Here is a 25,555-nt window from a genome sequence, read left to right on the forward strand (position 1 = left end):
TTACTCCTGCTCATTACTATAAACAGGTTCAACTTCATCACCAATGCGCACAAACCCTTGGCCGAGAGTAATAATGTCAGCTTGCGAACCTAAGCCTGTCATCCAAATTCCATCAACACTCGATTTCACAATATTAATACGATTAAAAATAACTTTGTTTTGGCTATCGATACTTTTAACGCCAATGTTACCTTCGCCATCAAGTGCCATAAATGCAGGACTAAGCTTAATAGCCTCAACCGCTTGGGCATTAATGTTTAATTGCGCCGAAAAACCTGCTTTTTGTGTCATGTTAGGATTACTAAAAGCAGCTTCAATTCGAAAGGTATTAGTATTGCTATCTGCGACTGATGCGATATAGCGGATCAATCCTTGAGTTGAAGATTGCTCAAACACATCGGCGGTGACTTGCTGGTTAATCGTTAAGTTTTTAACTTCGGCTTGAGTTACATCAGCACGAATAATGAGCGGGTCAAGGTCGGCAAGTTCAAACACCGCATCGCCTCGGCCAACATAATCTCCTACTTCGACTAATCTGCGATTAATCACCCCAGCAAATGGCGCGCTTAAAGTCGTACGCTCTAAACTTAACGCTAAGCCTGCCAATTCAGCTTTAGCTTGAGCAAGAGCAGTCTCGGTTTTTGCCAGTGCAACTTGGTCTTGCAAGCCCTGCTGTTGCAATTTTTTTGCACCTTGATATTCAAACTCTCTTTGTTTAATTAACGCTTTAACCGACTCAATTCGCTCACTTAAATCACCTTGCTCTAACTGAGCAACGACAGTGCCTTTAGTGACAAACTCACCTTCGTTAACAAAAATAGCTTCAACTTGGCCAACCTCATAACTACTAACATTTGCAATTTTATCTGGCTCACTTCGACCATAAAGAGAAAGTGTTTTAAAAACAGTTTCAGCTGTTAAACGCTCAACCTTCACTTTAGGCAATGTCGTTTTTTTAGCATCTGCAATGTTTGATTGCTCAGCCTGAGATGGCCCTGTCAGCATCCAAATAAAAATAGCAATGCAAATAACAATTGAAATGATATAGGGCTTTTCTTCGAGTGATTTTTTGATGCCAGACAGAGGGTGCATCGGGTGCTCCTGTGCTGATAACCGCTGATATTGAGGCTTTAGAAGCTTTACGTTATTGAGTGGTTACCAATATTTATTGTTGATATTCAATAAATAATACGAGGTTTAAACAGAATGGAAAGTGATAAATTGAAATAATTTGTAAGCAAAAAAAAAGCCACTAATTCAGTGGCTTTTATCATTAGTCAGTCGCTAATTTAATACTAAACGCTAAATGATGAACCACAGCCACATGTTGCAGTCGCATTTGGGTTATTAACAAAAAAACGAGAACCTTCTAGGCCTTCGGTATAATCAACCTCACCATCAACTAAATATTGAAGGCTCATAGGATCAACAACTAATGTCACACCACTTTTAACGATTTCTAAATCGCCTGGGTTAGTTTTTTCATCAAATGTAAAACCATATTGGAAACCAGAACACCCACCACCTGTAACATATACACGTAATTTTAGCTGTGGATTTTCCTCTTCTTCAATCAGTTGCTTTACTTTGTTAGCAGCAGCATCGGTAAACTTAATTGGAATTTGATCTGACATTATTTAACTCACTAGACGGCAATGGTGAAATTATCTAATACCCGAGTGTTTTAATCAAGTACTCACTGCAAGCGACTCAATTATACTGTAGCTATTTAGGTCAGTGTTTTGATAATTATAAAAAAGATATTTATAACGGATGAGGGTCCCATGTAAATGTATGTTTTAGCTGTTCAAACTTTTGCCATTGTGTGGTCGGCTTTAGCGCATCTAAGGAAACTTGGCTAGCTTTAAACCCTTCAGGCAAAGTCACACTCCCCTTTATTGCAGCAAAATAGCGAAATTTGAAATTGTGTGGGGAAGCTAAATTAGCCAGTTCCAATAAATCAAATTGCTTTAATTCGCCATTAAGATCACCTTCAATTTGCAGCGTAAAGCGCCCCTGATTTATATTTTTGGCACTGCTGGCTTGATACAACATAAATCTAAATTGATAGCCGTTTTCTGACACAGCACTTACTTGCCAATCCATTACCGCAAGCCCGTCATTCACTAATTCAGGAGCCATTATCGATTGATAAACCAGTAACTCTTTTCGTAAATCAAATAGTTCACTAGTCAATTGATTAAGTTGTAACGTGGTTTGTTGATGGGCTTGAGTTTCCATTGCAAGTTCTGCTTCTTGCAAATTAATTTGATGCTGTAATTTAAACATCTGAGCTTCGATTTCAGCAAATTTCTCTAACTCAACCCCAGCTTGGCCCACGCCATGTAAATTTTGCTGATACAGCTTAACAATTAAAAAGACTAATGCGATAAATACAAATACAGCAACAAATTTTGAATACTTACTCATCTTACTCCACCAGCATTTTAATTAAGTAATCAAAGCTTAGATTAAAAAGGCCCAAACCAATTGAGATAAAGAGATATTTAAAAGGATCTCAAACACGATTTCCTTAGTGCACATAATAAAATTTAACTTAATTAATACTGCAAAGAGCCATTTGAACTCGATTTATTGTGCTAAGTTGAGGTTAAATACCTAGAAAATAAAACGACTTAACTAAATCTATCTGATAAACTTTCTTGATTGTGGTTGATGTGTGGAAATATGCAATGTCGCTTGAAACGCTCAGGCGTAGTTTGGCTAAGCCAAAGACATCTGTACAACTTTGTTTATTAGGCGTAGCAGCCGGGCTGATTGCGGCCATGCTAATTATTCTATTTCGCTTATTAATCATAACGGTGCAAAGCTGGTTTTTACCGGAAACCGATAATTTTGCCCACCTGCCACCGCTTGAACGCTTTGCTTTACCCATTTTGGCAGCGCTATTTATTGCTATTTTTGCTGATTTCACCGGTTTTAAGCATTACCGCTTAGGCATCCCATTTGTATTACATCGCATCAAACAACACTACGGTAATATGCCAATTTGGAATGCGGCCAATCAATTTTTTGGTGGGGCATTGGCGCTAATCAGCGGCTTTTCGGTTGGCCGTGAAGGGCCATCTGTTCACATGGGTGCAACAGGAGCTAGTGTGCTCGCAACTTGGTTACATTTACCATTTAATGCAATGCGTACTTTAGCTGGCTGTGGTGTAGCAGCAGGCATTGCAGCCTCTTTTAATACACCTCTTGCTGCGGTTATTTTTGTGATGGAAGTGGTGATGCGAGAATACAAAATTCACATTTTTGTTCCTATTATGCTTGCAGCTGTAACCGGTGCTTTAACGACCCAATTTGTTTTTGGTACTCAAACAGAGTTATCAATGATCCATGTGATCCCTTTATCTGGCTGGCATATTCCATATTTAATTTTATGTGGCGTGGTTCTTGGCGCTTTAGCATTTAGCTTTAATCAAAACTTAATGCTCGTGATGCGCACTTTTCGAAAAGTAGGCATGTTTCCCCGTTTATTACTTGCTGGAGTGATCACCGGTGGCATTGGCTATTTAGTACCGCAAGCGATGGGACCAGGTTTGAGTGCTATCGCGATTTCAGTCTCATCTCCTGATGACATTCAGCTGCTGACAACTATTTTTATCGCAAAACTATTGGCGACCATCTTCGCATTAGGACTTGGGATCCCAGGTGGGATCATCGGCCCAGTTATTGGACTTGGCGTTATTATTGGCTCAATGATGTCTTTTTTTGGTCATTATATTAGCCCTGAAGTGCAAGTTGTGGGTACTTATGCGGTACTTGGGATGGCAGGATTATTAGCCGCAACACTGCACGCGCCTCTTGCCGCGCTTGTTGCTGTTATGGAGCTAACATCAAGCCCTACCATTACAGTGCCTGCAATTGTAGTGATTGCATCAGCTTACGTAACGGCGTTACAGCTTTTTAAAAATCGCTCCATCTTTTTACAACAATTAGAATTTCAAGGCCTCGCTTATCAAGTATCACCTGCGGTTGAAGCGCTGCAAAAAGTAGGGGTACTTGATGAAATGGAAGAAAACTTCAAACTGTTGTATAGCAGCGACAAAGAGCAAATTTCTCAAACCCTCAATGCGGTTGATGCGCAAACTCCTCTAATTGTTCACGACGACGAAAATGGCTATCGCCTAGCAGAGTATGACTTAACGTTAACGGCGGAGCAAACAGTAGGCATTCGATATGTGCCGCTGCAAGGTGTGACCAGCCAATCCACCTTGGCGGAGGTGTTTACCATACTGAATGATAAACGCGGCGGCGCTGTTTATGTTTATAACAAGCTTGATAATAAACAGATTATGGGCCTCATTCGCTGGGATCATATACGCCATATTTTAACTATTCGCAGTAGTTTGCTGTAAAAACTGAGGACATCATGAGCTTAATTTTAATTTATAAAGCCCTTCACATCTTTTTTATGATTGCTTGGTTTGCTGGGATTTTTTATTTACCTCGCTTATTTGTTTATCACGCCATGCACCACGAAAAAGACTGTCATGCGATGCTTAAAGTCATGGAGCGAAAATTACTATTTTTTGTCACCCCTTTTGCCATTTTAACTCTCATTTTTGGCGTGTTGATGATTGCAGAATATGGTCGAGAGTGGTTTAAAGTCAGCATGTGGTTGCACTACAAACTGGTATTAGTAATTATTTTATATGCTTACCATGGCTACTGTTTTAAACTTTTAGCCGACTTCAAACACGACCGTAATCGTCGTAGTCATAAGTTTTACCGTATTTTTAACGAACTTCCGGTGCTTATTTTGCTCGCCATTGTTTTTTTAGCGATATTAAAACCTGCGTTATAACAAGTTAAAATCAATAAAATTTATAGCTACAGCCGCGCGTGAATTTGCTATAGTTACGCGCGAAAATTCCCCGTAACTTTGTTCATTAGGATTAGCCACATGCTGAACTTTCAAGGCGAAAATATTCTTTCGGTAAATCAACTAAATAGAGATAGCATTGAGGCTATTTTTGCTGTTGCAAAAAAAATGGAACCTTACGCAAAAAAACAAAAGCGTACCAAAGTGCTTGAAGGGGCGATTTTAGCCAACCTATTTTTTGAACCTAGTACGCGTACTCGCGTAAGTTTTGGCACTGCATTTAATTTATTAGGTGGTTTAGTGCGTGAAACAACCGGCATGCAAAGCTCAGCGCTGAGTAAAGGCGAATCTTTATATGATACCGCACGAGTTATTTCGGCCTACGCTGATGCAGTCGCAATGCGCCACCCTGAAGCGGGTTCGGTCGCAACATTTGCAACAGGTGCATCGGTGCCTGTGATCAACGGCGGTGATGGCCCAAATGAACATCCAACTCAAGCTTTACTTGACTTATTAACCATCGAAAAAGAGCTCAACCGCTTTGACAGCAAAATCGATGGTATGCACATCGCATTAGTGGGTGATTTAAAATATGGCCGTACTGTGCACTCATTATCAAAATTATTGTGCCATTACAAAAATGTAAAGTTTTCAATGGTTGCACCTGATGGCTTACAAATGCCAAATTATATTCTTGATGCAGTAAGCAATGCAGGACACGAAATTCAGCTAGTGAGCAAAATGGAAGGCAATTTAGCGGCCGATATCGTCTACCAAACACGAATTCAAGAAGAGCGTTTTCCATCTCAAGAAGAAGCCAACAAATATCGTGGTGGTTTTAGAATTAGCCAAGCGATTTACAATGCACATTGCAAACCCAATTCTGTACTCATGCACCCACTGCCGCGCGATAGCCGTGGAGAAGCAAACGAGTTAGATAACGATTTAAATAATAACGATAACTTAGCAATTTTCCGCCAAGTGCAAAATGGCGTCCTGATCCGTATGGCGCTATTTGCACTAACCCTTGGCGTTGAAAATTTGGTTGAAAAACACGAAACCTCTGTCCCTTGGTTTAGCAACAAAAAAACCAGCTAATCGACATTAAAGGATAAAAAAATATGACTATCAGTCAAGATTTGTTTGAACGCGCCCTCGCCTCTATTCCTGGTGGCGTTAATTCACCAGTTCGTGCTTTTAATGGCGTCGGTGGCACACCTCTTTTTATTACTAAAGCGCAAGGCGCCTATACCTTTGATGCCGATGGTAATAAGTACATCGATTATGTTGGCTCTTGGGGCCCGATGATCATGGGGCACAATCACCCTGCAATCAAAAATGCAGTGCTTGCAGCCGTTGAAAACGGTTTAAGCTACGGGGCACCAACCGAAACAGAAATCCTAATGGCTGAAAAAGTGAAAGCCTTAGTACCTTCAATCGAAAAAGTTCGTATGGTGAGCTCAGGTACAGAAGCAACGATGAGTGCCATTCGTTTAGCGCGTGGTTTTACTGGCCGTGACAAAATCCTAAAATTTGAAGGTTGTTACCATGGGCATGCTGATTCACTACTAGTAAAAGCAGGTTCAGGCGCCCTAACCATGGGTGTCCCAAATTCACCGGGGATCCCAGCTGATTTTGCTAAGCACACTTTGACAGTATCGTTTAACAATTTGGATGAAGTAAAAGCAATTTTTGAAAAATATGCTGACGAAATCGCCTGTATTATTGTTGAGCCTGTGGCTGGTAATATGAACTGCATACCACCTGTTGCAGGATTCCTTGAAGGTCTTCGCGCAGTGTGTGACCAATACAAATCAGTGCTTATTTTTGATGAAGTAATGACAGGATTTCGTGTTGCACTAGGCGGCGCGCAGCAATATTACAACATAGTTCCAGATTTAACCTGTTTAGGTAAAGTCATTGGTGGCGGTATGCCTGTTGGTGCGTTTGGTGGTAAAAAAGAAATCATGGATTTCATTGCACCTGTAGGCCCGGTATATCAAGCGGGTACACTTTCGGGTAATCCAATCGCCATGGCAGCAGGTCTTGCTGCGCTTGAACTCATCTCTGCACCGGGTTTACACGCGGACTTAGAAGCAAAAAGCAAACGTTTATGTGAAGGGTTTGAACAAGCAGCGGCTGAAGCTGGTATTGCATTAACTACTAATTACGCCGGTGGCATGTATGGCTTTTTCTTTACCGATGCAGCCAAAGTAACCAGTTATCAGCAAGCAACACAGTGTGATGTTGAACGTTTCAAACGTTTTTTCCACTTAATGCTAGAAGAAGGTGTATACCTTGCGCCATCAGCGTTTGAAGCTGGCTTTATCTGTTCAGAACATGGCGATGCCGAAATAGAGCAAACGATTGCTGCAGCAAAGCGTGCTTTTGCGAAACTTTAATTGTTATTTGAATTGATGTTTCAACAATACCGCAACTGATATCACACCAATAAAAAGCCAGAACTAAATTCTGGCTTTTTTGTTACTATTTTTAGCTACTTACGGCTGGAAATACTACATACAGGCTGGAGTTGCTAAAAACTCGGCGGCTCTCACCGGTAAATTTACAACTTTGCCACAGCCTGGTGGTGCTTGTCGGCCGGTTTGCTCTGAAACAAACGCCCACTTTATAGAAGCCGGACGTTGATCGGCAATTGATTCGGGGTTCAGCTCTTTAAGATAACGAATATATACTTCAAGTGCCCCTTGCCCACCAGTTAAACCTGCGACCTTATTATCATCTCGACCAAGCCAAGTAACAGTGACCGTATTTTGATCAAAGCCCGCAAACCAGCTATCACGCAGTTCATTCGTTGTGCCTGTTTTTCCTGCAAATTGAATGGTTGGAAACGCTTGTTTTAGCTTTTTCGCGGTACCTTCTAACGTCACACGCTTCATCGCGTACTTAGTTAAATACATTGCATCTTGGTCAAAGCGAGTTTCTTTGGCATTGTGATGTTGATAAATAACCCCACCAACGGCATCGGTTATGGCCGCTATCGACGTGAGCTTTTGATAACGTCCCGAGTTAGCAATGGTGCTATACATTTGTGCAACGTCTAGACTCGACAATTCAAGTGCCCCGAGCAATAACGATGGGTAAGGATTAATCGCGCTCTCGATACCTAGTTTAGTTAACGTACCGGCCACTTTATCAACCCCAACCGCAAGCCCTAAATTAACCGCAGGCAAATTAATACTTTGGCTAAAAGCTTGATAGAGTGGCACTTCACCTCGATATTGATGATCGTAATTATCAGGCTGCCAACGATTACCTTGCTCATCTTTGAGGCTGAGCGGCTTGTCGGCCAATAACGTGCCTAAATGGTACTGTGGTGTCGATAAGGCCGTTAAATAAACCGCCGGTTTTACTAAGGAGCCGATATTACGCTGGCTATCAAGCACACGATTAAAACCTGACAATCGCGTATCTCGCCCGGCAACTAAGGCCGATATGCCATTATATTCTACATTCACCGAAACCATGGCCGCTTGGAGCTGACTGACTTTTTTGTTGCGTTCGAGTAACGGTAAGCCTGCAGCAACGGCATCTTCCATCGCCGTTTGTTTATGCAAATCAAAGTAAGTAAACACTCTTACTCCAGCGTCCAATATATCTTGCGAATCTAACAGTTCGTTCAGTTCTCGACTGACTAAATCAAGATACCCGGGATGAGACACTTTGGCACTTTTTTCCATGTCTTCAATGCCAAGAGGACGATTGAGGGCTATTTGATATTCTCTTGGGCTGATCAGTTGATCTTCAGCCATTAATCGCAGCACTAAATCTCGTCGCTCCATTGCCCGCTCAGGATAACGCCTAGGATTAAAATACGATGGCCCTTTTACTAAACCAACCAGTAAGGCTATTTGATGATATTCCAGTTCATCAACCGGTTTAGCGAAATAAAATTCACTGGCTAATTCAACACCATGCACACCTTGGTTATAGGCTTGACCTAAATACACCTCGTTGAGATAGGCTTCTAATATTTGATCTTTGCTATAACGAAAATCTAAAATCAAGGCTATCAAGGCCTCATTAAATTTTCGATTAAATGAGCGTTCTCGGCTTAAATAAAAGTTTTTTGCTAATTGCTGCGTTAAGGTACTGCCACCTTGCACCGTGCGCCCAGCTCGAATATTAGAATACAAAGCTCGTAAAATTGAAAAAGGTGAAACCCCATGATGATGATAAAAATCACGGTCCTCAACCACCAGTAGCGCGTCCTTTAACATTTCAGGAATGCGTTCTAATGGCACAAACTCACGGTCTTGCCCTGTTGCGTTACTTAAACGTGCTATTTGCACTGGCTCGAGCCGTGCAGTCGTTAAATTACCAAGTGCTAAATCTCGAATGGTGCGCAGTTTTTGCCCTCCAAAACCAAGCTCGATAACACGATCAGCTTCTGGGCCATCAAAAAATTCAAACGAGCGCATGTGAATGGTAATTTTATTACCTTGAACAATGTATTGCCCAGTCGAACTAAGCTGATTAACTTGTGAATAATTGAGTCGCTTTAACTCCCAAATCACCTCATCAATTGATAAATATTGCCCAGGATAAAACTGCATTGCTCGCGCATATACTTGCGCAGGTAATTGCCATTTATTGCCTTCAAATTGGCGGCTGATTTTAGAATCCAAATAAATAACATACAGCGCTATCACCAAAGTCAGTGTTAAGCCGCCTTTCCAAATAATTGACCAAAGCGTGCCTAACATACGGCTTTTTATCTGTGGCCATGTGCGCTTTGCTTTAGCTGGATTTGATTCTGATTTAGCTTTGCTTTTTGCTGATGGTGTACGTTTTTTTCGAGCTGGCTTAGCGGCTTGCTCAGCTTTTGCTGACTCTGTACTTTTATCGGCGGCTGTTTTTCGGCTTCTTTTTCTAGGCGGTTTTTCGGCAGGACTGTCTTTTTCGCTCATAACTCTCAATTCTTTACCCATTTTATGGATTGTAAGTCATCACAATCCAAAATAATGCGTAAGCATAACGCGGTTTTATCTTTCACGCAGTAACTTTTAATGCTCTGTTATTGGGCTCAATTAACCTTTGTATTAGACCAATGATTAAAGCTTACTTGGTTTATTTACCTTCATTAATTTAAACCAAAAAGCGATTTCAAACAGCGCTCCCAACACAAAAAATATTATTCCACCTTCTACTGAACCCGCGCTATAAAACACCAATGCCAGCGTTAACAAACCAATTAAAATGCACCACTTCATTAATAATTTCATAATCAATTCCATCTTCAAGCTTATTTTCCAGATATTTTATTATGTGTACTGCGCGCATATTGCACAAGCAGGGCTTTGTAACATTCTGTTTTATCAGACTTGTTAAGCACTGTGCTACTTGCTAGGCTGTGGCTTTAAATAAAAATTTGAGTGTATCGCTAACATGGACCACTTCTTACAACAATTCCCAATCCATACTTTTATTAATGTCGCTTGGGGTGAGATGGATGCCTTACAACATGTTAATAATGTGGCTTACTTTCGCTATTTTGAAACAGCCAGAATCGACTTTTTTAATCAATTTAATCTTCTTGAGGAATTACAAACCAGCGCAATTGGCCCGGTGATCAGTGAAAATAACGCTCGCTATAAGCGACCTGTGACTTTTCCTGATACTTTAATTGTTGGTGTCAGTATCAGCGAGATTAAAGAAGACCGTTTTTTGCTGCACTACACTGTTTTTAGCCAAGCGCAACAAGCAGTAACCACTTTAGGATCATCCCAAGTTGTAATGTTTAATTTTAAAACGGGAAAAAAATCACCACTTTCAACTGACTTAATTAATTTACTGAAGCAATACTGCGAAAATGGCTCAGGTGAAACAATATGAAATTTAATCCATTAGGCTCAAGCGGATTATCTGTTTCTGAAATATGCTTAGGCAGCATGACTTGGGGCCTGCAAAATAATCAAACAGATGCTGACCAACAGTTAGCAATCGCATTAGCTGCCGGCATTAACTTTATTGATACCGCAGAGATGTATGCCGTTCCACCAAGTCCAAAAACCTACGGTAAAACCGAGGCCATTATTGGCAATTGGCTTAGCCGTAATCAGGCAAAACGCAACGAATTAGTTATCGCCACTAAAATTGCAGGGCCAGGTCTAAGCTGGGTACGCGAAGGCAGCCTTATCAGTGGTGAAAGTGTGTGCCAAGCGGTAGACGCATCATTACAGCGCTTAAAAACCGATTACATCGATTTATTTCAATTACATTGGCCCAACCGCCCATCACCTCATTTTGGTAAACACTGGCACAATGATATTGCTTTTACTGACGTTGATCACCACCGAGCAACTGAACAAATGCTCGATATTCTGCAAGGGTTACAGCGCTGTGTTGATGCAGGTAAAATTCGCCACTGTGGGTTATCAAACGAAACGCCATGGGGCATCAACCAATATCTTAAACTTGCTAAAAGCCATAATTTACCGCGCATGGTCTCGATTCAAAATGAATTTAACTTACTACAAAGTAAAGACTGGCCGTATTTAATTGAACAATGTGTTTATGAAGAGATTGCTTATTTACCTTGGTCTCCCCTTGCGGGCGGAGCGCTAAGTGGTAAATATTTAGATGGTGCAAGGCCTGAAGGCTCGCGCTGGAGTCTTATTCAGCGTAATGGGTTGTTTCGCGACACGGCGCAATCAGAACTAGCCACTGCCGCATATTGCGACCTTGCCGCGCAACATAAAATCAGCCCTGCACAATTAGCTAATGCTTGGTGCAAACAAGTAAACGGGGTTACCTCAACCATTATTGGCGCTACAACCCCCGCGCAATTGAATGAAAATATAGCCGCCTTTGAAATTGAACTCACGGACGAAGCATTGACTGAGATTAACCAAATTTTACAAACCTACCCGCTGGCATTTTAAACTTTAAGCGCCTATTTGTGATGGGCGCTTAATTCTTTTCAATATAAAAAATTCAATAATTTAAATCGCTACAACCTAAATAGTTTGATAAATAATTCCTTTTGTTAATTTAAATAATCGTTAAATATTGGTGAACTGTCCCTTTTTAGTTGCAAATTACGAAGGGTATCGTATATTGGCTACGAGTTATTTCGTATTAAAATAATTAACTATAAATAACCATTAACGTACTCAGTGATGCACAAGGAGAAGATCATGGCTAAGTTCAGTGTAATAATTGCAGAAAGTTCAAATGTAAAAATTGATTCGATTAATCAATGTGTTAAACAAGACAATGATTTCGAAGTTGCAGTTGTTACTCATAATGCAAATGAAGTAATTGATTTATGCAATAATACTCAAGCTGACTTACTCCTTGTTAACCACTCCTTATTCGAAACGCAAGATCTTCCAATTTTAATAAGTCTTATTCCAATTCATACCAAAATTGCTTTTTTATCTGATGATGCAAGTTTCGCCATTGAAGCTTTTGATTTAGGAGCCGTTGATTTTTTACTGCCACCCTTTACCGAGCAACGGATCAACAAACTATTTGATAAATTTAAAAAACTTCATCAAAATCAATCTGCTTATCCTTTTAAGCAAATTCAAGCGCTATTAAATAAATCTCATGAACCACAAAATAATAATGAATCAATTATTGTCAAAGACTCAGGCCGAATTCGTATTATTGATGCGGATGAAATAATTTGGATTGGTGGTGCTGGGAATTATGTCGAAATTCACTTAGCCCAAGAAGCCCGACCAATTTTACACCGAGAAACCTTATCAACCATGCTTGAAAAAATGGCATCCCATGGTTTTATTCGTATTCACCGCTCAACTCTGGTCAAAAAACGTAGCATTAAAGAAGTACAGCCTACTGAAAGTGGTGACTATTTATTAACATTAAAAAATGGTGCTAATCTAAATTTATCACGCCGTTACAAACAAAACATGGCTGAAATTTTAAATTAAAATAAACAAATAATTAACAAACATCTTTTTTTATTACGATAAAACTCGTATATTAGTGGCGTATCTGAGTAAAAAATACATTGAGCCATATAAATGCAAAAATCAAAAGCCGTCCCGACAACAACAGAGTTGAATTTACTCAATATTCTTTGGAAAATTCAACCTGCATCAGTGAAGCGGGTGCATGAGAAGCTCACAGAGACTCAATCAGTTGGCTACACTACCGTATTAAAAATGCTCCAAATTATGCATGATAAAGGATTAGTCGTTAGAGATGAAAGCCAGCGAGCACACCTTTATAAAGCTTATGACTCTGAAGTACATACACAAAATTCAATTATAAAAGACTTACTTCACAAAGCGTTTAGTGGTTCTAAATACAACTTAGTTGTCCGCGCGCTTGGGGATGGTGCCAGTAAAGAAGAAATAAATGGCATTCGGAAACTACTTGATAACCTAGAACAAAAACAATCGTAGACTCAATAAATGGACATTATTGAACTTATTATTAGTAGCTCATTCTTCCAAACACTTTCGGTCATTTTGTTGCACTTCATATGGCAAGCCTTGGCGATTACTTTTAGTGTTTTTGTTTTACTAAAAATAGTCAATAATCAATATGCCCACGCAAGATACCTGATTTGCTTAGCAGCCTTAATTATATGCTTAATCGCGCCTTGTTTAACTTCCTTATTTTTAAGTTATAGTCCTGAATCTGAAATAATTTTTAATAGCTCTGAACTTGATATTACAAAAGATATACTAACAGGCAGCGACTCATATCCTACTGATATTTTTGATTATCTCCCTATAATGTCACTGATTTGGATTGCTGGAGTTATTTATTTTAGTATCAAACTTATCGTTCAATTGTACTACACCAGTCAGTTACCAAAACAGTCCAGTGTGTTACCAAATGAACAACTTCAACTGCTATTCAATACATTACAACAAAAAATAAATGTAACTAAGCGCGCAAAATTACTTATCTCTTTAAAAGCTGAAGTGCCAATGGTGATTGGCTGGCTTAAACCCATCGTTTTATTACCTTTATCAATGAGTACAGGTTTAAGCTTGCAACAAATAGAAATGTTACTCGCACACGAACTAGCCCATATTAAACGTTACGATTACCTTGTTAATTTAATTCAAACTATGGTGGAAGTCTTATTCTTTTTTCACCCCGCAGTTTTTTGGTTATCAAAACAAATTCGTGCAGAAAGAGAGTATTGCTGTGATGATGCTGCTATTGCATGTTGTGGAACACCACTGGCGTACGCAAATACTTTAACTAATGCTGAATTACTTCGGCCTCATCATATTCCCACTCTTGCAATGGCCGCAAGCGGTGGTGATTTACTAACTCGTGTTAATAGAATGATTACACAGCATCATTGCACTTCAAATAACAAAGGTTCCTCAACAAGCTTAGCTGGCTTGTTGATTGTTTTCGTTTTTGTTTGTTTAGTAAGTACTCATAAAGTACTGGCGATGTTTCATACTGAACAATCAGCTATTGCTCAGAACATTGAAACCAACTTAGTTACACAAAATTCAACCGCACCAATCAAGGAGCAAACGTTAGAGACTCAATTATTAAACGAGACTCTTGAGGTTAATCTCCCAGCAAACAAAATAGCTCCATCAATAAAACCCATTATTCTGTCTAGTGATGCTTCGGTTGTTGTTAATAAAACATATAACTCAGCAAGTAATATTGAATTAAAAGACAACAGTAAAGCCACAACTGTTGTTGATGATAAATTAAACGATAGCAAGCTTAAGCCTATTACTCGCCTAGCAACAGTCGAGCAAAATGACTTAAAAGAGCCTATTATCCAACGAACAATTACTAAAACCCTACAAGAATCGCCCATAAAAACAGCACAAGCGATAAAACAGTTAAAAGCATCTGAAGTAACAGTATCAGCATCAAAATTGGCTAAATTAACTAACTCAGTTGAAGAACCTGAGACCCTCACCCCACCACAAAAAAATAAAGAAGCAACTAACCTTGAGCCAACTAAAAAACAAAACTTAGCTCCGAAAGAGCAGTCGGCAAAGCTTATTCATTTTGTTACACCAAGCTTTCCAAAACTCGCGGTTGTCAGAAAAAAAGAATCGCCAATTGAAGTTCATTTTACGATCAATGCTCAGGGTGAAGTCACCAATATTAACTTTACTAATGGCAGAAGAGTATTTACCAAAGCAATAGAAAAAGCCTTGGCGCAATGGAAGTTCAACCCCAAAATGGTTGACGGAGTCCCTGTTGCAACGCAATTGAGCAGAACATTTAATTTCTCAAATGAGCACGCGGACGATGTTGCGAGTATTGGCTCTCGGATTAAACGGATTTAACATTTAACCTCACATTGTTAAATAAGGTATGATACCGAGCCTGGGCTTTGGATATAAAATTTATCTTATGTCGTTATTTTCAATCTTCACTGCGTTGAATTAACTTCGCTAGTTACGGGTCAATTCGTTTTTTATTCCTGAATGTATTTGGCTAAAGAAGAATATCCTTGATATTTATATCCGTTTTATCGGTTGATAACTTTCCCATCATTTAGGTTAATTCTTTATTTTTGAGTTACGTATGATTATTAATCCTGATTGGCGAATTCTCACTATTGGTGATGGTGATTTGTCATTTTCAGCTGCACTTTGGCAGCACCATAAACCTCACACATTGTGTGCAACGGTCTTAGACAGCCGCACTACTTTGCTCGAAAAATACAGTGATAATCAACTCGATTTTTTAGAGAAAAATAATATTACCGTACTTACCGACTTTGATGTCACCAACTCAAATACTTGGCAAGGGATCAGCTACGGACAATTTGATTTAGTTATTTTTCAATTTCCATTAGTACCTGCATTTAATAACGCAGCACTTTTTTTTAATGAATGTGAGCACATTAGTGTTAATACTCTTAATCGAATCTTGCTGCGTCATTTTCTACTCAATTGTTTTAAACACTTTTTAGACCCCGCGGGTCAAAGACTGGCACTTATCACCTCAAAAGATGTAAAACCTTATAGCCATTGGAATATCGAAACGGCATTAGTTGAACAAACTGAACTGAATTATTTAGGAAAAACGCCATTTGATATCACGCAATTTGATGGCTACAAAGTGCGAAATGTTGACCGAGATAAACACGTAAAAGAGACCCAAGGCTGGAGTTATATTTTTAGTGATAGCGATGCCCATTTGGTGCAACAGCATTTAATTGCACCGTTAAATTGCAGCAATGGCTGTTGTTGGTGCCAAATTACTCACTTTCAAAGTGAGATAGATAAAACAAATCATCTGGCGTCTAAACGCCATAGAGAAATGGCCAAATTCAGCCAACAATGGCAATGGGCACTTGCCCACCACACCAGCTTTCAAAACTAAGTTTACATTCGGCTCTTAACCCTGTTTGTTGCAGGGCTAATTGCCGGGTCATCAGGCCAAAAGTGTTTTGGATAACGGCCTTTCATCTCCTTTTGCACTTCTTTGTAACTTCCTTGCCAAAAACCAGCCAAATCTTGAGTGAGTTGCAAAGGACGTCCCGCAGGTGAGAGCAACTCAAGCAATACAGCCAATTTTCCTTGGGCAATTTGTGGGCTACTTAACCAACCATACACCTCTTGCATTCTTACCGATAACTTTACAGGGCCCGATAATTGATAAGTTAGGCCAATGGTTGAGCCGCTTGGCACCACCAACTTTGACGGTAATAAGGTATTGAGTTGATTCATTTGCTGCCAATTAAGGAGCGAGCCTAATGCATTATGTAAATTTAGCTTTTGCAGTTGATCATAATTTTTAATATCGGCTAAATAAGGTGCTAACCATGTTGCTTGATTACTTATCAACCATGATTCAGAACAATGAGAAAACACCTCACTAAATAACTCTCCCGCTAAACTTAACCGCACAAGAAACTGCTGACACGCCTCGTAATCATTAAAAAGAGAAATCCCACGCTCAGTGACTAATCGTTGCCAAGCAAGGCTGCGTTGGGTTTTATTAATTTCCCCCACTACCGCTTTGGTATTGATACACACAGCACCGAGCATTAAACGCTGTTCAGCAATAAAGCGATTAAGCTTATCATCAAAATCACACACATCTAACCAATTAAATAAATGTGGTAATGCGCTTTGTAGTTCGCTCATAGCAACGGGAGCTGCACTAAATATTCGGCTTCCTTTAACCCCACCAAGCTGTGCAATAGCAATATATTCATCTTGATAAAATGCATCATCACATAAATCAGCCCCAGCGCCATTGGCGAGTAAATACCCTTTACCCCGTTTTTTGGCAATCCGATCTGGATAAGCAAGCGCAACTAATATGCCTAAATACTCAGTTCGTAACTCATCCGGCGCACGGAATTTAAAGCGTCTTAACCATGCATTTAAAAATTGCTTAAATTGTGGCTGCACCAAATTATGGCGGTTATGCAAAGCTTGGGCTAAATCAACCTCTTGATAACTGCGACTTTCGAACAAGGCGACCAAGTAAACAGCTAAAACATGAATGCCAGCATAATCACAATCAAGCTGCTCAGCTTTAATCAACATGTGGGCTAAACGTAGGTCGGTGCCAAAACTCAACATTTTTTGGCCCATTGCGGTAATTTTATGTTGTTGATCAATCGCCTCTAACATCAGCAATAGCTGCCAAGCTTGCTGCCGCTGCGCCACAGTTGGCTTATCAAGCAAGGTTAAATCATTGAGTTCTGCGCCCCATTGCGCTGTTTCAAGTAATAACTGACTAATATCACAACTTAAAATTTCGGGCTGATCGTGGCTTTCTCGTCGCTCAAACTGGGCAACAGTCCCTAAACGAAATACTTTACCATGTGACAGCCGACCCGCTCGCCCTGCTCGCTGAATTGCAGCTGCGCGGGAAATTTGCGCCGTAACAAGCTCAGTGACACCAGTTTTTAAATTGAATTTAGCTAAGCGCTGCCTACCACTATCAATAACAACTGTGATCCCTTCAATGGTTAAACTGGTTTGTGCCACATTTGTTGTTAACACTATTTTGCGCTTGGGTGCATCAATTGGCGCGATTGCTTGCTCTTGTTGCTGTTTATTTTGCTCACCAAATAAAACATGCACTTCAATTAAAGGGTCTAAATCTGTTAAAGCTCGATGTATATACTTGATTTCTTTTTGACCGGGTAAAAACACTAAGCAACTGCCAACTTCATGGGCTGCGACATGTTTAACTAACGCGACTAATGAAACTAACCACTGGCTCTCATCAGCAACAGGCCAATAATGCTCACTAATTGGAAAGGTCCGCCCATCAGTTGTCAGCACATCACACCCTAACGTATCGGCAATCTTTTGGCTGTCTAAGGTGGCCGACATTATCAAAATGCTCAAGTCGTCACGAAAGGCCATTTGGCTTTCTAATGCAAAAGCCAAAGCCGTATCAGCCGCCAATGAACGCTCATGAAATTCGTCAAAAATAAGACAATCAATCCCTGTTAATTCAGGGTCTTGTTGCAGCATTCGCGTTAAAACGCCTTCGGTAACGATTTCAAGGCGAGTGGCTTTAGAGCAAATATGCTCATTGCGAATACGTAAACCAATACTTTGCCCTAAAGGCTCTTGCTGGCAACTTGCTAGATAATTGGCAATATTACGTGCTGCCAATCTGCGAGGCTCCAGCATCACGATTTTACCAAATACATTATCACGCATCAGTTGTAAGGGTAACCAAGTCGATTTCCCCGCCCCCGGAGGTGCTTGTAATAGATTAATTTTGTGCGTTTTTAAACGGTTTACTAATTCGAGATAGATGGATTCAACAGGTAACACAAGAAAACTCAACCAATCAATTTGCCAATATTGTAGCGCTAAATTCAACTTCAATGCGAGCTAAGTGCCGAGTAATCTCAACGTAATACTCCAAGCCATATTTTGCATAAAAAAAGCCCATCTTACGATGGGCTTTTGACAACACTTATGACTGATTTAAATATTGCTACGCACAGTAACAAACTCAGGATAGGCATCAACACCACAATCATGTTGATCCATACCATTAATTTCTTCTTCTTCTGATACTCGAATTCCCATCACGCTTTTTAAAATAGACCAAGTAATCAACGAAGCAATAAACACAAAACTAAAAATAGTAACAGTACCAATTAACTGTTTCACTACCGTGGCATCGGTGTTTGATAACGGCACTAACATTAAACCAAGCACACCACATACTCCGTGTACCGAAATTGCACCAACAGGGTCATCTATTTTCATTTTATCTAAAAATACAATGCTAAATACCACAAGCGATCCACCTAACGCACCTAATAACAGTGCAAGTACTGGCGATGGCGATGCGGGATCAGCAGTGATCACCACCAATCCAGCGAGTGCACCATTGAGTACCATGGTTAAATCCGCTTTACGCCATAAGATTTTACAAACAAATAAGGCCGCAATTGCACCCGCCGCCGCAGCCGCATTAGTATTAACCATAATTTTACCGATGGCTGTTGAGTTTTCCGCATCAGACAGCAATAACTGTGACCCGCCATTAAAACCAAACCAACCCATCCACAAGATAAAAGTCCCCAAAGTTGCCAGCGGTAAGTTAGAGCCTGGAATTGGATAAATCTCCCCATTTTTACCATATTTACCTTTACGAGCACCTAATAACAATACACCCGCTAAAGCCGCTGAAGCTCCGGCCATGTGCACAATGCCTGAGCCTGCAAAGTCAACAAAACCGAGTTTAGATAAAAAGCCACCGCCCCATGTCCAGTAACCTTCTAAAGGATAAATAAAACCGGTCATAACAACACAAAAGGCTAAGAAAGCCCATAATTTCATGCGCTCAGCCACAGCACCAGAAACAATCGACATCGCTGTTGCAACAAAAACAACTTGGAAGAAAAAGTCAGACTCAAGTGAATGATTGGCATCACTTGCTTGTGAACCAATCAAACCACCTAAAGTAGGTAAAATGCCACCTTCAGGGTTATTCACATACATAATGTTGTAGCCAACCAATAAAAACATGGTGCATGCAATGGCATACAAAGCGACGTTTTTGGTCAAAATTTCGGTGGTATTTTTAGAGCGTACTAAACCAGCTTCAAGCATCGCAAAACCGGCAGCCATCCACATTACTAATATTCCCGACACTAAAAAATAAAACGTATCGAGTGCAAATTTTAATTCAATTACCGTGTTTTCCATTTGTTACCCCTTAAATGGCTTCTTCATCTAGTTCGCCGGTACGGATCCGCACGATTTGCTCTAAGTCATAAACAAAAATTTTTCCATCACCTATCTTGCCCGTTGAAGCTACTTTAGTGATAGCTTCAACAATGCGATCTAGGTTTTCACTGCGAGTGGCTATTTCAATCTTAATCTTTGGAATGAAATCAACTTGATACTCAGCACCGCGATACAGCTCAGTGTGACCTCTTTGACGACCAAATCCTTTGACGTCAACCACTGTCATTCCCTCAACCCCCAAATCAGATAAGGCTTCACGCACATCATCTAATTTAAATGGCTTTATAATTGCACTAATCATTTTCATAGTGAGCCCTCGTTATCGTTTTTATTTATCTGTTGATAACGGACTAATCCAACCTTTGTGCCAATATTAAAAAACCTTTTTTTTCATTGTGTTAAACAAAACCATTAACAATTTAATAGCAAATACGCACCATATTTGTGCAATAATCAAGCGAGACATCCTATCGTGGTGCATTATTCACCAATAGCAATCAAGCTGTGCGTAAAACCACAATCCCGAATTTAGTTACAGATTGATTTATTGATATTTTTAGCACACTATAGCCTCTTTGATTTCTCCTCCATTTAACAAAAACTTGAGGGGAATTAGCGAATTTAAAAAGGAATAACGCGGGAATGACTTATTGGGTCCTTCAAGGTTTAGCTGCTGTAGCCTTGTTTAGCTTACAATTTATGTCGGGTTTAGAGCACACCTTTGCGATTTATCCAGATTGGGTTGTTTTGAGCCAAATAACGTTTAATTCATTACTCTTTATTGTGCTGTCTCACTTCATAATTCGTGCACCACAAAAGCACTTTTTGCCTGAAAACGCGCTCAAAAGCACCATTACAAAAACCCTGTTTATTTCCATTATTTTTGCAACAATCCTTGATATTACCTTTAGCAATACTTTTCAACTGCTCCTCAATTCAGACCTTAATGCAGTAACTCGCTTTTTTCGCGGCGGAGTTGAGCATCGTTTAGAATTGCAAGCTTATGATCTTTATCAAGCAAAGTGGGAAACCAGCAAATTGCTGTTTAAATTTATAGCGATTACCTTTTTATATCTGTTTTGGGCAGTGGCTTACTTAGCCTTAACTGGAGTTCGTAATCGGTTAGCAATTAAACAAAAAGTGCAAGAAGGCCAACTAGCATTATTAATGAGTCAATTAAATCCACACTTTTTATTTAACTCGATGAACAGCATCCGAGGCATGATTTTCGAAAATAAAGAAATTGCAAAAGAGCTGGTTGATAAACTCACTGAGCTGTTTCGCTATAATTTAAGCTCAAAACAAAAGCCTACAGTATCGTTAAAAGATGAATTAGCCGTCTGTGAGTTTTACCTTGATATTGAGCACACTCGACTTGAAGAGCGCCTGCTGATTGAAATTAACATTCCTGATGAATGTTTAGAGTTACCCATTCCAACAATGGGCTTACTAACCTTACTAGAAAATGCAATTAAACACGGTATTGCACCTCGCATTGAACCAAGCTTGCTAAAAATAGATGCGTTCTTATTTGAACACAATTGGCAGCTGACGGTATCGAATCCGATCTATCATGGCTCATACAAACCTAGCGGCACAGGAACCGGATTAACCAATTTAAAACAGCGCATGGCACTAATGTTCAATGATGATGCCACTGTCACGACAGAGCATATTGATGATCATTTTATCGCGCGCATCACCTTACCAATGAAGAAAAAATAATATGGAATGGAATTATCTCACCCAAACAGGTAAACGATATTGGCAATATTTGGGGATCTCTTTTGTTATTTTATTCATCTACTTAGCTTACTCTTCATTTACAACCTTAAATGAGTTAGCAGGCAAGCCCTACATCGTGGCCCAAACGCTCATCAGCGTCATTAATTTTTTTATTACCTTTCACGTTATTGTTCGAGGAATGTATAAAGCCAAAGAAGGTAAAATTCGCACCATAAAAATGCAGGTACTTTGGTTACTCCTAATCACAACCATCACAACACTCAGTTATATGCTGCTAGACCTTATGTTTATGGTGTTTGCGCCTTACACGTTAGAGCAATTACTCGCAACTTTATTTAAAGATATTGAGCAACCAAGCTACCCAATTTTAATTGTGCTTAGTTTTATCAGTTACTGGAGCGTAATGGTCATTTGGGTATTGGTTTATGTTATTGTTGTCAGTGGCCGAAACTACAAAAAATTAAAAGAAGTAATAGAAAAACAAGAACTTAAAATTTTAATAAATCAAATTAACCCAGATTTTTTATACAACACCATGGATGTTATAAAAAAGATGATTGATGTCGATGCCGAACAAGCAGCCGATGTGGTCACTCAAGCGTCTGAGCTTTTTCGTTATAATCTTACGGCAAGCAACAGCAATACCGGTCAAATAGAGCAAGAACTCGCAAGTTTAACGAATTATTTGGGATTGCTTAAATTACAAGGTAGAGCGCCTGATAAGATCTACATTAACCTAGAACAACAAGAGCACCTCGTCGAATTACCAACAATGACGCTGATTTTTATGGCCTCGCATATTCTTAAAAATGCGCTTTACCCGCACCATGCGTTATCAATGACGGGCAACATAATCGATGGTAGCTATCAAATTGTTTTATTACACAGCTCAGCTAAAAAACGTAAACTCGATGTCGAATATTTTCGAAATATTCAGCGCCGTTTAGCATTTATTTTTAACCAAAATGCGCAGTTAATTTCAATCAAAGATAAAACGAGTCACAAGCTGATTTTAACTGTACCAATAAAAGTGCAAGAAACCATTCATCCTCAAATTTTACCTTCTGTCATATAACAGTAGGCAAGTTAGATGAATACTTTTACACTTATTTACAGTTACGCCTCATAAATTGAAGCGCCATCTTATTATTTTAAAAGCGACTTTATGTTTGATAGTAATACCGATTCAGTGCTAAACCCACACTTCATATTCAATAGTATGAACGCTATTCGTTACACTATTTTTGAAGATCAAGATAAAGCCAGCGAGCTTTTAAGTGAACTTGCGCAACTTTTACGTTTTAAATTAGCCGATGGTAAAAATCAAACCGACGTACTTGAAGAACTTACGTTTGTAAAACATTACCTAAATCTAGAAGCGTTGCGCTTAGAAGAAAGATTAGAATGTGACATAAAAATAGACAATATCAGTAAGCACAACAACTTACCTCACTCATTGTTACTACCTATAGTTGAAAAAATCTGTCATGAAAAAGATATTTATGGCGTATCACATAATCAATTATCACTACATTGCCTTGAAGCAGATAAAAAAATAACCTTTACTTTAGAGCTGGTTCAAGCGCCACACGTAAAAAGCGGCGAAATAAACTTTTCGACTGAACTTGCATCAATAACACCAAGTTTAACGCCAGCATTGACCCAAACACTCACTAAAAATAGCTATAAAATGGAGTTAACGCTTAATTATGACCATTAAAGTAATCATTGTTGATGACGAACGCCTTGCTCGTAACGAATTAAAACGTTTATTAGCCAAGCACAGTCAAATTGAGATCATCGACGAAGCTAAAAATGCCGACGAAGCAAAAGAAAAAATCGCAGAACAAAAGCCCGACGCCATTTTCTTAGATATTCACATGCCCGGAGTGACGGGTCTTGAACTTGCAGAAACCCTTGGCGATGATGTAAACATTATTTTTTGTACTGCGTACGACCAGTTTGCGGTTGATGCATTTTCACTCAATGCGATGGATTATTTAGTTAAACCAGTCAATCCAGAACGCCTTGCTGAAAGCATTGCCAAATTAGAAAAACGAGTTGAACAAGCCAAAGAAAAAACCTCTCTGCCAGATGACCATAAGCTAATGGTTAAATATGGCGAGAAAATGCGCATTATCCAACTTTGTGAAATCATCCGCTTTGAGTCTATTGGCAACCATGCAGCCATTTATACCCCACATGGTAAAGCGTACTTACACAGCTCTTTAAATAAAATTGAAAAGAAGCTCGACGAAGCCAATTATTTCAGAGCAAGCCGTTCTGACATTGTGCGTCTTGATGCCATCACCAGTATGGAGCAATCAATTGGTTATGGTTTACTAGCCACATTAACCAATGGCCAAACAATTGAAATCTCTCGTCGCCAAGCAACAAAACTAAAACAACTTCTTGAGTTTACACAGCTTTAATCTTTAAAGCCTCAAAGCAATACCTCAGTGCAATGCATCAAATTTCATCGATGCATTGCACTTGTTCTACAAAAAACACCACTTGATTTCGCCCTTGTCCTTTTGCGTCATAAAGCGCTAAATCAGCCTGCTGAATAACATGTTCAAGCGCCGCATCATTTACAGCAGCGATACCAATACTGATAGACACAGCTATAGGTTGCTCGGCAAAACTAAACATTCGGTTAGAAATAAAAAAACGAAACTCATCCATTAACTCATTGGCATCATCGTTATCTTCGGCTTCAAATACAACAGCAAATTCTTCACCACCAAGGCGCGCTGTTAAGGTTTCAGGAAAATGCTGCTGCAATAAACTAGATAAAGAAACCAAGACCTCATCACCCGCTTGATGACCATAGGTATCATTAATTTGTTTAAAATAATCAATGTCGAGCATGGCTAAAAATAACGTTTGTTTTTTACTGTCATGCTTTAATTTGTATTGCGCTTGTTGATAAAAATAACGACGATTATATAAATTGGTCAGATAATCGCGATTTGCGGCATCTTTAATTTTACCAATCATATTAAGCTGTTCCATGGTTTGCATCACGCGACAATGAAACTCTTCCGGCATAAAAGGTTTGATAAGAAAATCATTGGCACCGTATTTGATAAACTTTGCCGACAGGCTTTGGCTACCCGAAGCTGAGATCCCAATAATAGCCAATTCATCACGTCCACGACGATGACGAATTGCCTTAGCCAACTCAAATCCATCCATTTTTGGCATAGCAAAATCGGTTAAGAGCAATTTAATACTGTTATCTTCGCAGAGCATCTCAAGCGCTTCTTCGCCATCAGCGGCTTCCACAACTTGATAAAGCAGTTGCTCAAGCATTTGTCGCATCATATTACGACTGGTTTTTGAGTCATCAGCAACTAAGACTTTACTGCCTTGATTACGCAACAATTGCGCCAATAACTTTATCGCATAAAGATATGAGTCTCTGTTATCTTTAAGTACATAATCAATCACGCCCATTTCAATCATTTGCAATCGCTTGTATTCATCAATGGCCGAAGTAAGTACCACTGTTGGAATAGCTGCTTTCATCATTAATTTAACCACTTCACCATCGGGTGCATCTGGCAATGTTAAATCGACCAGCGCTAGGGCATATTTATGGTGTTTTATCAGTCCTGCAGCTTCTCGTAACGACCAAGCAAAATCGACTTCAATTTCTAGCCACTGCGCAGCTAAATGCCTTAAAACCTGCTGAACCACTTTACTGTCTTCAACAATTATTACTCGCTGCATTGTTACTCCACACTACTTTTGGCCAAACACTTATCAAAGCCAAGATAAC

General features: G+C 39.6%; 23 protein-coding genes. 14 read left to right on the forward strand and 9 right to left on the reverse strand.

The genetic code is table 11. The features are described from left to right. The 3 genes from PTUN_RS13885 to PTUN_RS13895 form a co-directional block, all read right to left on the reverse strand. Window positions 1-1,092 (reverse strand): efflux RND transporter periplasmic adaptor subunit, encoded by a 1,092-nt coding sequence (locus tag PTUN_RS13885; RefSeq protein ID WP_009837564.1) that lies wholly within the window; start codon window positions 1,090-1,092, stop codon window positions 1-3. A 203-nt stretch (window positions 1,093-1,295) separates the two neighbouring features. Further along, on the reverse strand, window positions 1,296-1,634 hold the full coding sequence (gene erpA / locus PTUN_RS13890; protein ID WP_009837565.1) for an iron-sulfur cluster insertion protein ErpA: 339 nt from the start codon (window positions 1,632-1,634) through the stop codon (window positions 1,296-1,298). A gap of 130 nt (window positions 1,635-1,764) precedes the next feature. Further along, on the reverse strand, window positions 1,765-2,430 hold the full coding sequence (locus PTUN_RS13895; protein WP_009837566.1) for a DUF6776 family protein: 666 nt from the start codon (window positions 2,428-2,430) through the stop codon (window positions 1,765-1,767). Window positions 2,431-2,693: 263 nt separating this feature from the next. Here PTUN_RS13895 and PTUN_RS13900 point away from each other — a divergent pair, with 263 nt between their 5' ends. The 4 genes from PTUN_RS13900 to hemL all read left to right on the forward strand — a co-directional run bounded on the left by PTUN_RS13900 (window position 2,694) and on the right by hemL (window position 7,245). Then, the gene (locus PTUN_RS13900; RefSeq protein ID WP_040643671.1) at window positions 2,694-4,376 is read left to right on the forward strand and encodes a chloride channel protein; all 1,683 of its coding nucleotides are present in this window, start codon (window positions 2,694-2,696) and stop codon (window positions 4,374-4,376) included. A 14-nt stretch (window positions 4,377-4,390) separates the two neighbouring features. Next, entirely contained in the window at window positions 4,391-4,825 is a 435-nt protein-coding gene (locus tag PTUN_RS13905; protein ID WP_009837568.1) for a CopD family protein, read from the forward strand. A 99-nt stretch (window positions 4,826-4,924) separates the two neighbouring features. After that, entirely contained in the window at window positions 4,925-5,941 is a 1,017-nt protein-coding gene (locus PTUN_RS13910) for an aspartate carbamoyltransferase (protein ID WP_009837570.1), read from the forward strand. 23 nt (window positions 5,942-5,964) lie between these two features. Further along, window positions 5,965-7,245, forward strand: coding sequence for a glutamate-1-semialdehyde 2,1-aminomutase (hemL, locus tag PTUN_RS13915; protein ID WP_009837571.1), 1,281 nt, complete (start codon window positions 5,965-5,967; stop codon window positions 7,243-7,245). A 114-nt stretch (window positions 7,246-7,359) separates the two neighbouring features. On the opposite strand, the gene mrcB is transcribed toward hemL, so the two are convergent. Both mrcB and PTUN_RS22000 read right to left on the reverse strand, forming a co-directional pair. After that, window positions 7,360-9,774, reverse strand: a complete 2,415-nt coding sequence (mrcB, locus tag PTUN_RS13920; RefSeq protein WP_119081500.1) for a penicillin-binding protein 1B — start codon at window positions 9,772-9,774, stop codon at window positions 7,360-7,362. 144 nt (window positions 9,775-9,918) lie between these two features. Next, window positions 9,919-10,089, reverse strand: coding sequence for a hypothetical protein (locus PTUN_RS22000; RefSeq protein WP_162892523.1), 171 nt, complete (start codon window positions 10,087-10,089; stop codon window positions 9,919-9,921). 163 nt (window positions 10,090-10,252) lie between these two features. Here PTUN_RS22000 and PTUN_RS13925 point away from each other — a divergent pair, with 163 nt between their 5' ends. The 6 genes from PTUN_RS13925 (at window position 10,253) to PTUN_RS13950 (ending at window position 16,168) form a co-directional block, all read left to right on the forward strand. After that, the gene (locus tag PTUN_RS13925; protein WP_009837574.1) at window positions 10,253-10,699 is read left to right on the forward strand and encodes an acyl-CoA thioesterase; all 447 of its coding nucleotides are present in this window, start codon (window positions 10,253-10,255) and stop codon (window positions 10,697-10,699) included. Further along, window positions 10,696-11,748 carry an aldo/keto reductase gene (locus tag PTUN_RS13930; protein WP_009837575.1) on the forward strand — a complete coding sequence of 351 codons (1,053 nt, stop codon included), beginning with the start codon at window positions 10,696-10,698 and terminating at the stop codon, window positions 11,746-11,748. Before PTUN_RS13925 ends, PTUN_RS13930 begins: the two co-directional genes overlap by 4 nt. A gap of 255 nt (window positions 11,749-12,003) precedes the next feature. Continuing rightward, window positions 12,004-12,765 carry a LytR/AlgR family response regulator transcription factor gene (locus PTUN_RS13935; protein WP_009837576.1) on the forward strand — a complete coding sequence of 254 codons (762 nt, stop codon included), beginning with the start codon at window positions 12,004-12,006 and terminating at the stop codon, window positions 12,763-12,765. Between the two features lie 93 nt (window positions 12,766-12,858). Further along, a complete protein-coding gene (locus PTUN_RS13940) occupies window positions 12,859-13,242 on the forward strand; it encodes a BlaI/MecI/CopY family transcriptional regulator (RefSeq protein ID WP_009837577.1) in 384 nt (127 codons plus the stop codon). A gap of 9 nt (window positions 13,243-13,251) precedes the next feature. Next, window positions 13,252-15,123 carry a M56 family metallopeptidase gene (locus PTUN_RS13945; RefSeq protein WP_009837578.1) on the forward strand — a complete coding sequence of 624 codons (1,872 nt, stop codon included), beginning with the start codon at window positions 13,252-13,254 and terminating at the stop codon, window positions 15,121-15,123. A gap of 241 nt (window positions 15,124-15,364) precedes the next feature. Beyond that, window positions 15,365-16,168 carry a class I SAM-dependent methyltransferase gene (locus PTUN_RS13950; RefSeq protein ID WP_009837579.1) on the forward strand — a complete coding sequence of 268 codons (804 nt, stop codon included), beginning with the start codon at window positions 15,365-15,367 and terminating at the stop codon, window positions 16,166-16,168. Between the two features lie 2 nt (window positions 16,169-16,170). Here PTUN_RS13950 and hrpB read toward each other — a convergent pair whose 3' ends face one another. The 3 genes from hrpB to PTUN_RS13965 form a co-directional block, all read right to left on the reverse strand. Beyond that, a complete protein-coding gene (gene hrpB / locus PTUN_RS13955) occupies window positions 16,171-18,594 on the reverse strand; it encodes an ATP-dependent helicase HrpB (RefSeq protein ID WP_040643744.1) in 2,424 nt (807 codons plus the stop codon). 156 nt (window positions 18,595-18,750) lie between these two features. Continuing rightward, window positions 18,751-19,983, reverse strand: coding sequence for an ammonium transporter (locus PTUN_RS13960; RefSeq protein ID WP_009837581.1), 1,233 nt, complete (start codon window positions 19,981-19,983; stop codon window positions 18,751-18,753). A gap of 10 nt (window positions 19,984-19,993) precedes the next feature. Further along, window positions 19,994-20,332 carry a P-II family nitrogen regulator gene (locus tag PTUN_RS13965; RefSeq protein ID WP_009837582.1) on the reverse strand — a complete coding sequence of 113 codons (339 nt, stop codon included), beginning with the start codon at window positions 20,330-20,332 and terminating at the stop codon, window positions 19,994-19,996. A gap of 335 nt (window positions 20,333-20,667) precedes the next feature. Between PTUN_RS13965 and PTUN_RS13970 the strand changes: the two genes are divergently transcribed. The 4 genes from PTUN_RS13970 to PTUN_RS13985 all read left to right on the forward strand — a co-directional run bounded on the left by PTUN_RS13970 (window position 20,668) and on the right by PTUN_RS13985 (window position 24,203). Continuing rightward, window positions 20,668-21,750, forward strand: a complete 1,083-nt coding sequence (locus PTUN_RS13970; RefSeq protein ID WP_009837583.1) for a sensor histidine kinase — start codon at window positions 20,668-20,670, stop codon at window positions 21,748-21,750. A gap of 1 nt (window position 21,751) precedes the next feature. After that, the gene (locus PTUN_RS13975; protein WP_009837584.1) at window positions 21,752-22,846 is read left to right on the forward strand and encodes a histidine kinase; all 1,095 of its coding nucleotides are present in this window, start codon (window positions 21,752-21,754) and stop codon (window positions 22,844-22,846) included. 90 nt (window positions 22,847-22,936) lie between these two features. Next, the gene (locus PTUN_RS13980) at window positions 22,937-23,491 is read left to right on the forward strand and encodes a histidine kinase (protein ID WP_009837585.1); all 555 of its coding nucleotides are present in this window, start codon (window positions 22,937-22,939) and stop codon (window positions 23,489-23,491) included. Next, entirely contained in the window at window positions 23,481-24,203 is a 723-nt protein-coding gene (locus PTUN_RS13985) for a LytR/AlgR family response regulator transcription factor (RefSeq protein ID WP_009837586.1), read from the forward strand. The genes PTUN_RS13980 and PTUN_RS13985 overlap by 11 nt, the downstream gene beginning before the upstream one ends. Window positions 24,204-24,240: 37 nt before the next feature. Here PTUN_RS13985 and PTUN_RS13990 read toward each other — a convergent pair whose 3' ends face one another. Beyond that, the gene (locus PTUN_RS13990) at window positions 24,241-25,506 is read right to left on the reverse strand and encodes a diguanylate cyclase (RefSeq protein ID WP_009837587.1); all 1,266 of its coding nucleotides are present in this window, start codon (window positions 25,504-25,506) and stop codon (window positions 24,241-24,243) included. Between the last annotated feature and the right edge of the window lie 49 nt (window positions 25,507-25,555).

The sequence above is a fragment of the Pseudoalteromonas tunicata genome, from assembly GCF_002310815.1.
Lineage (GTDB): Bacteria > Pseudomonadota > Gammaproteobacteria > Enterobacterales > Alteromonadaceae > Pseudoalteromonas > Pseudoalteromonas tunicata.

Excerpts from the sequence above, each read along its gene's own strand:
- PTUN_RS13885 (WP_009837564.1), bottom strand. The coding sequence starts at position 1,092 with ATGCACCCTCTGTCTGGCATCAAAAAATCACTCGAAGAAAAGCCCTAT.
- erpA (WP_009837565.1), bottom strand. The coding sequence starts at position 1,634 with ATGTCAGATCAAATTCCAATTAAGTTTACCGATGCTGCTGCTAACAAA.
- PTUN_RS13895 (WP_009837566.1), bottom strand. The coding sequence starts at position 2,430 with ATGAGTAAGTATTCAAAATTTGTTGCTGTATTTGTATTTATCGCATTA.
- PTUN_RS13900 (WP_040643671.1), top strand. The coding sequence starts at position 2,694 with ATGTCGCTTGAAACGCTCAGGCGTAGTTTGGCTAAGCCAAAGACATCT.
- PTUN_RS13905 (WP_009837568.1), top strand. The coding sequence starts at position 4,391 with ATGAGCTTAATTTTAATTTATAAAGCCCTTCACATCTTTTTTATGATT.
- PTUN_RS13910 (WP_009837570.1), top strand. The coding sequence starts at position 4,925 with ATGCTGAACTTTCAAGGCGAAAATATTCTTTCGGTAAATCAACTAAAT.
- hemL (WP_009837571.1), top strand. The coding sequence starts at position 5,965 with ATGACTATCAGTCAAGATTTGTTTGAACGCGCCCTCGCCTCTATTCCT.
- mrcB (WP_119081500.1), bottom strand. The coding sequence starts at position 9,774 with ATGAGCGAAAAAGACAGTCCTGCCGAAAAACCGCCTAGAAAAAGAAGC.
- PTUN_RS22000 (WP_162892523.1), bottom strand. The coding sequence starts at position 10,089 with ATGAAATTATTAATGAAGTGGTGCATTTTAATTGGTTTGTTAACGCTG.
- PTUN_RS13925 (WP_009837574.1), top strand. The coding sequence starts at position 10,253 with ATGGACCACTTCTTACAACAATTCCCAATCCATACTTTTATTAATGTC.
- PTUN_RS13930 (WP_009837575.1), top strand. The coding sequence starts at position 10,696 with ATGAAATTTAATCCATTAGGCTCAAGCGGATTATCTGTTTCTGAAATA.
- PTUN_RS13935 (WP_009837576.1), top strand. The coding sequence starts at position 12,004 with ATGGCTAAGTTCAGTGTAATAATTGCAGAAAGTTCAAATGTAAAAATT.
- PTUN_RS13940 (WP_009837577.1), top strand. The coding sequence starts at position 12,859 with ATGCAAAAATCAAAAGCCGTCCCGACAACAACAGAGTTGAATTTACTC.
- PTUN_RS13945 (WP_009837578.1), top strand. The coding sequence starts at position 13,252 with ATGGACATTATTGAACTTATTATTAGTAGCTCATTCTTCCAAACACTT.
- PTUN_RS13950 (WP_009837579.1), top strand. The coding sequence starts at position 15,365 with ATGATTATTAATCCTGATTGGCGAATTCTCACTATTGGTGATGGTGAT.
- PTUN_RS13960 (WP_009837581.1), bottom strand. The coding sequence starts at position 19,983 with ATGGAAAACACGGTAATTGAATTAAAATTTGCACTCGATACGTTTTAT.
- PTUN_RS13965 (WP_009837582.1), bottom strand. The coding sequence starts at position 20,332 with ATGAAAATGATTAGTGCAATTATAAAGCCATTTAAATTAGATGATGTG.
- PTUN_RS13970 (WP_009837583.1), top strand. The coding sequence starts at position 20,668 with ATGACTTATTGGGTCCTTCAAGGTTTAGCTGCTGTAGCCTTGTTTAGC.
- PTUN_RS13975 (WP_009837584.1), top strand. The coding sequence starts at position 21,752 with ATGGAATGGAATTATCTCACCCAAACAGGTAAACGATATTGGCAATAT.
- PTUN_RS13980 (WP_009837585.1), top strand. The coding sequence starts at position 22,937 with ATGTTTGATAGTAATACCGATTCAGTGCTAAACCCACACTTCATATTC.
- PTUN_RS13985 (WP_009837586.1), top strand. The coding sequence starts at position 23,481 with ATGACCATTAAAGTAATCATTGTTGATGACGAACGCCTTGCTCGTAAC.
- PTUN_RS13990 (WP_009837587.1), bottom strand. The coding sequence starts at position 25,506 with ATGCAGCGAGTAATAATTGTTGAAGACAGTAAAGTGGTTCAGCAGGTT.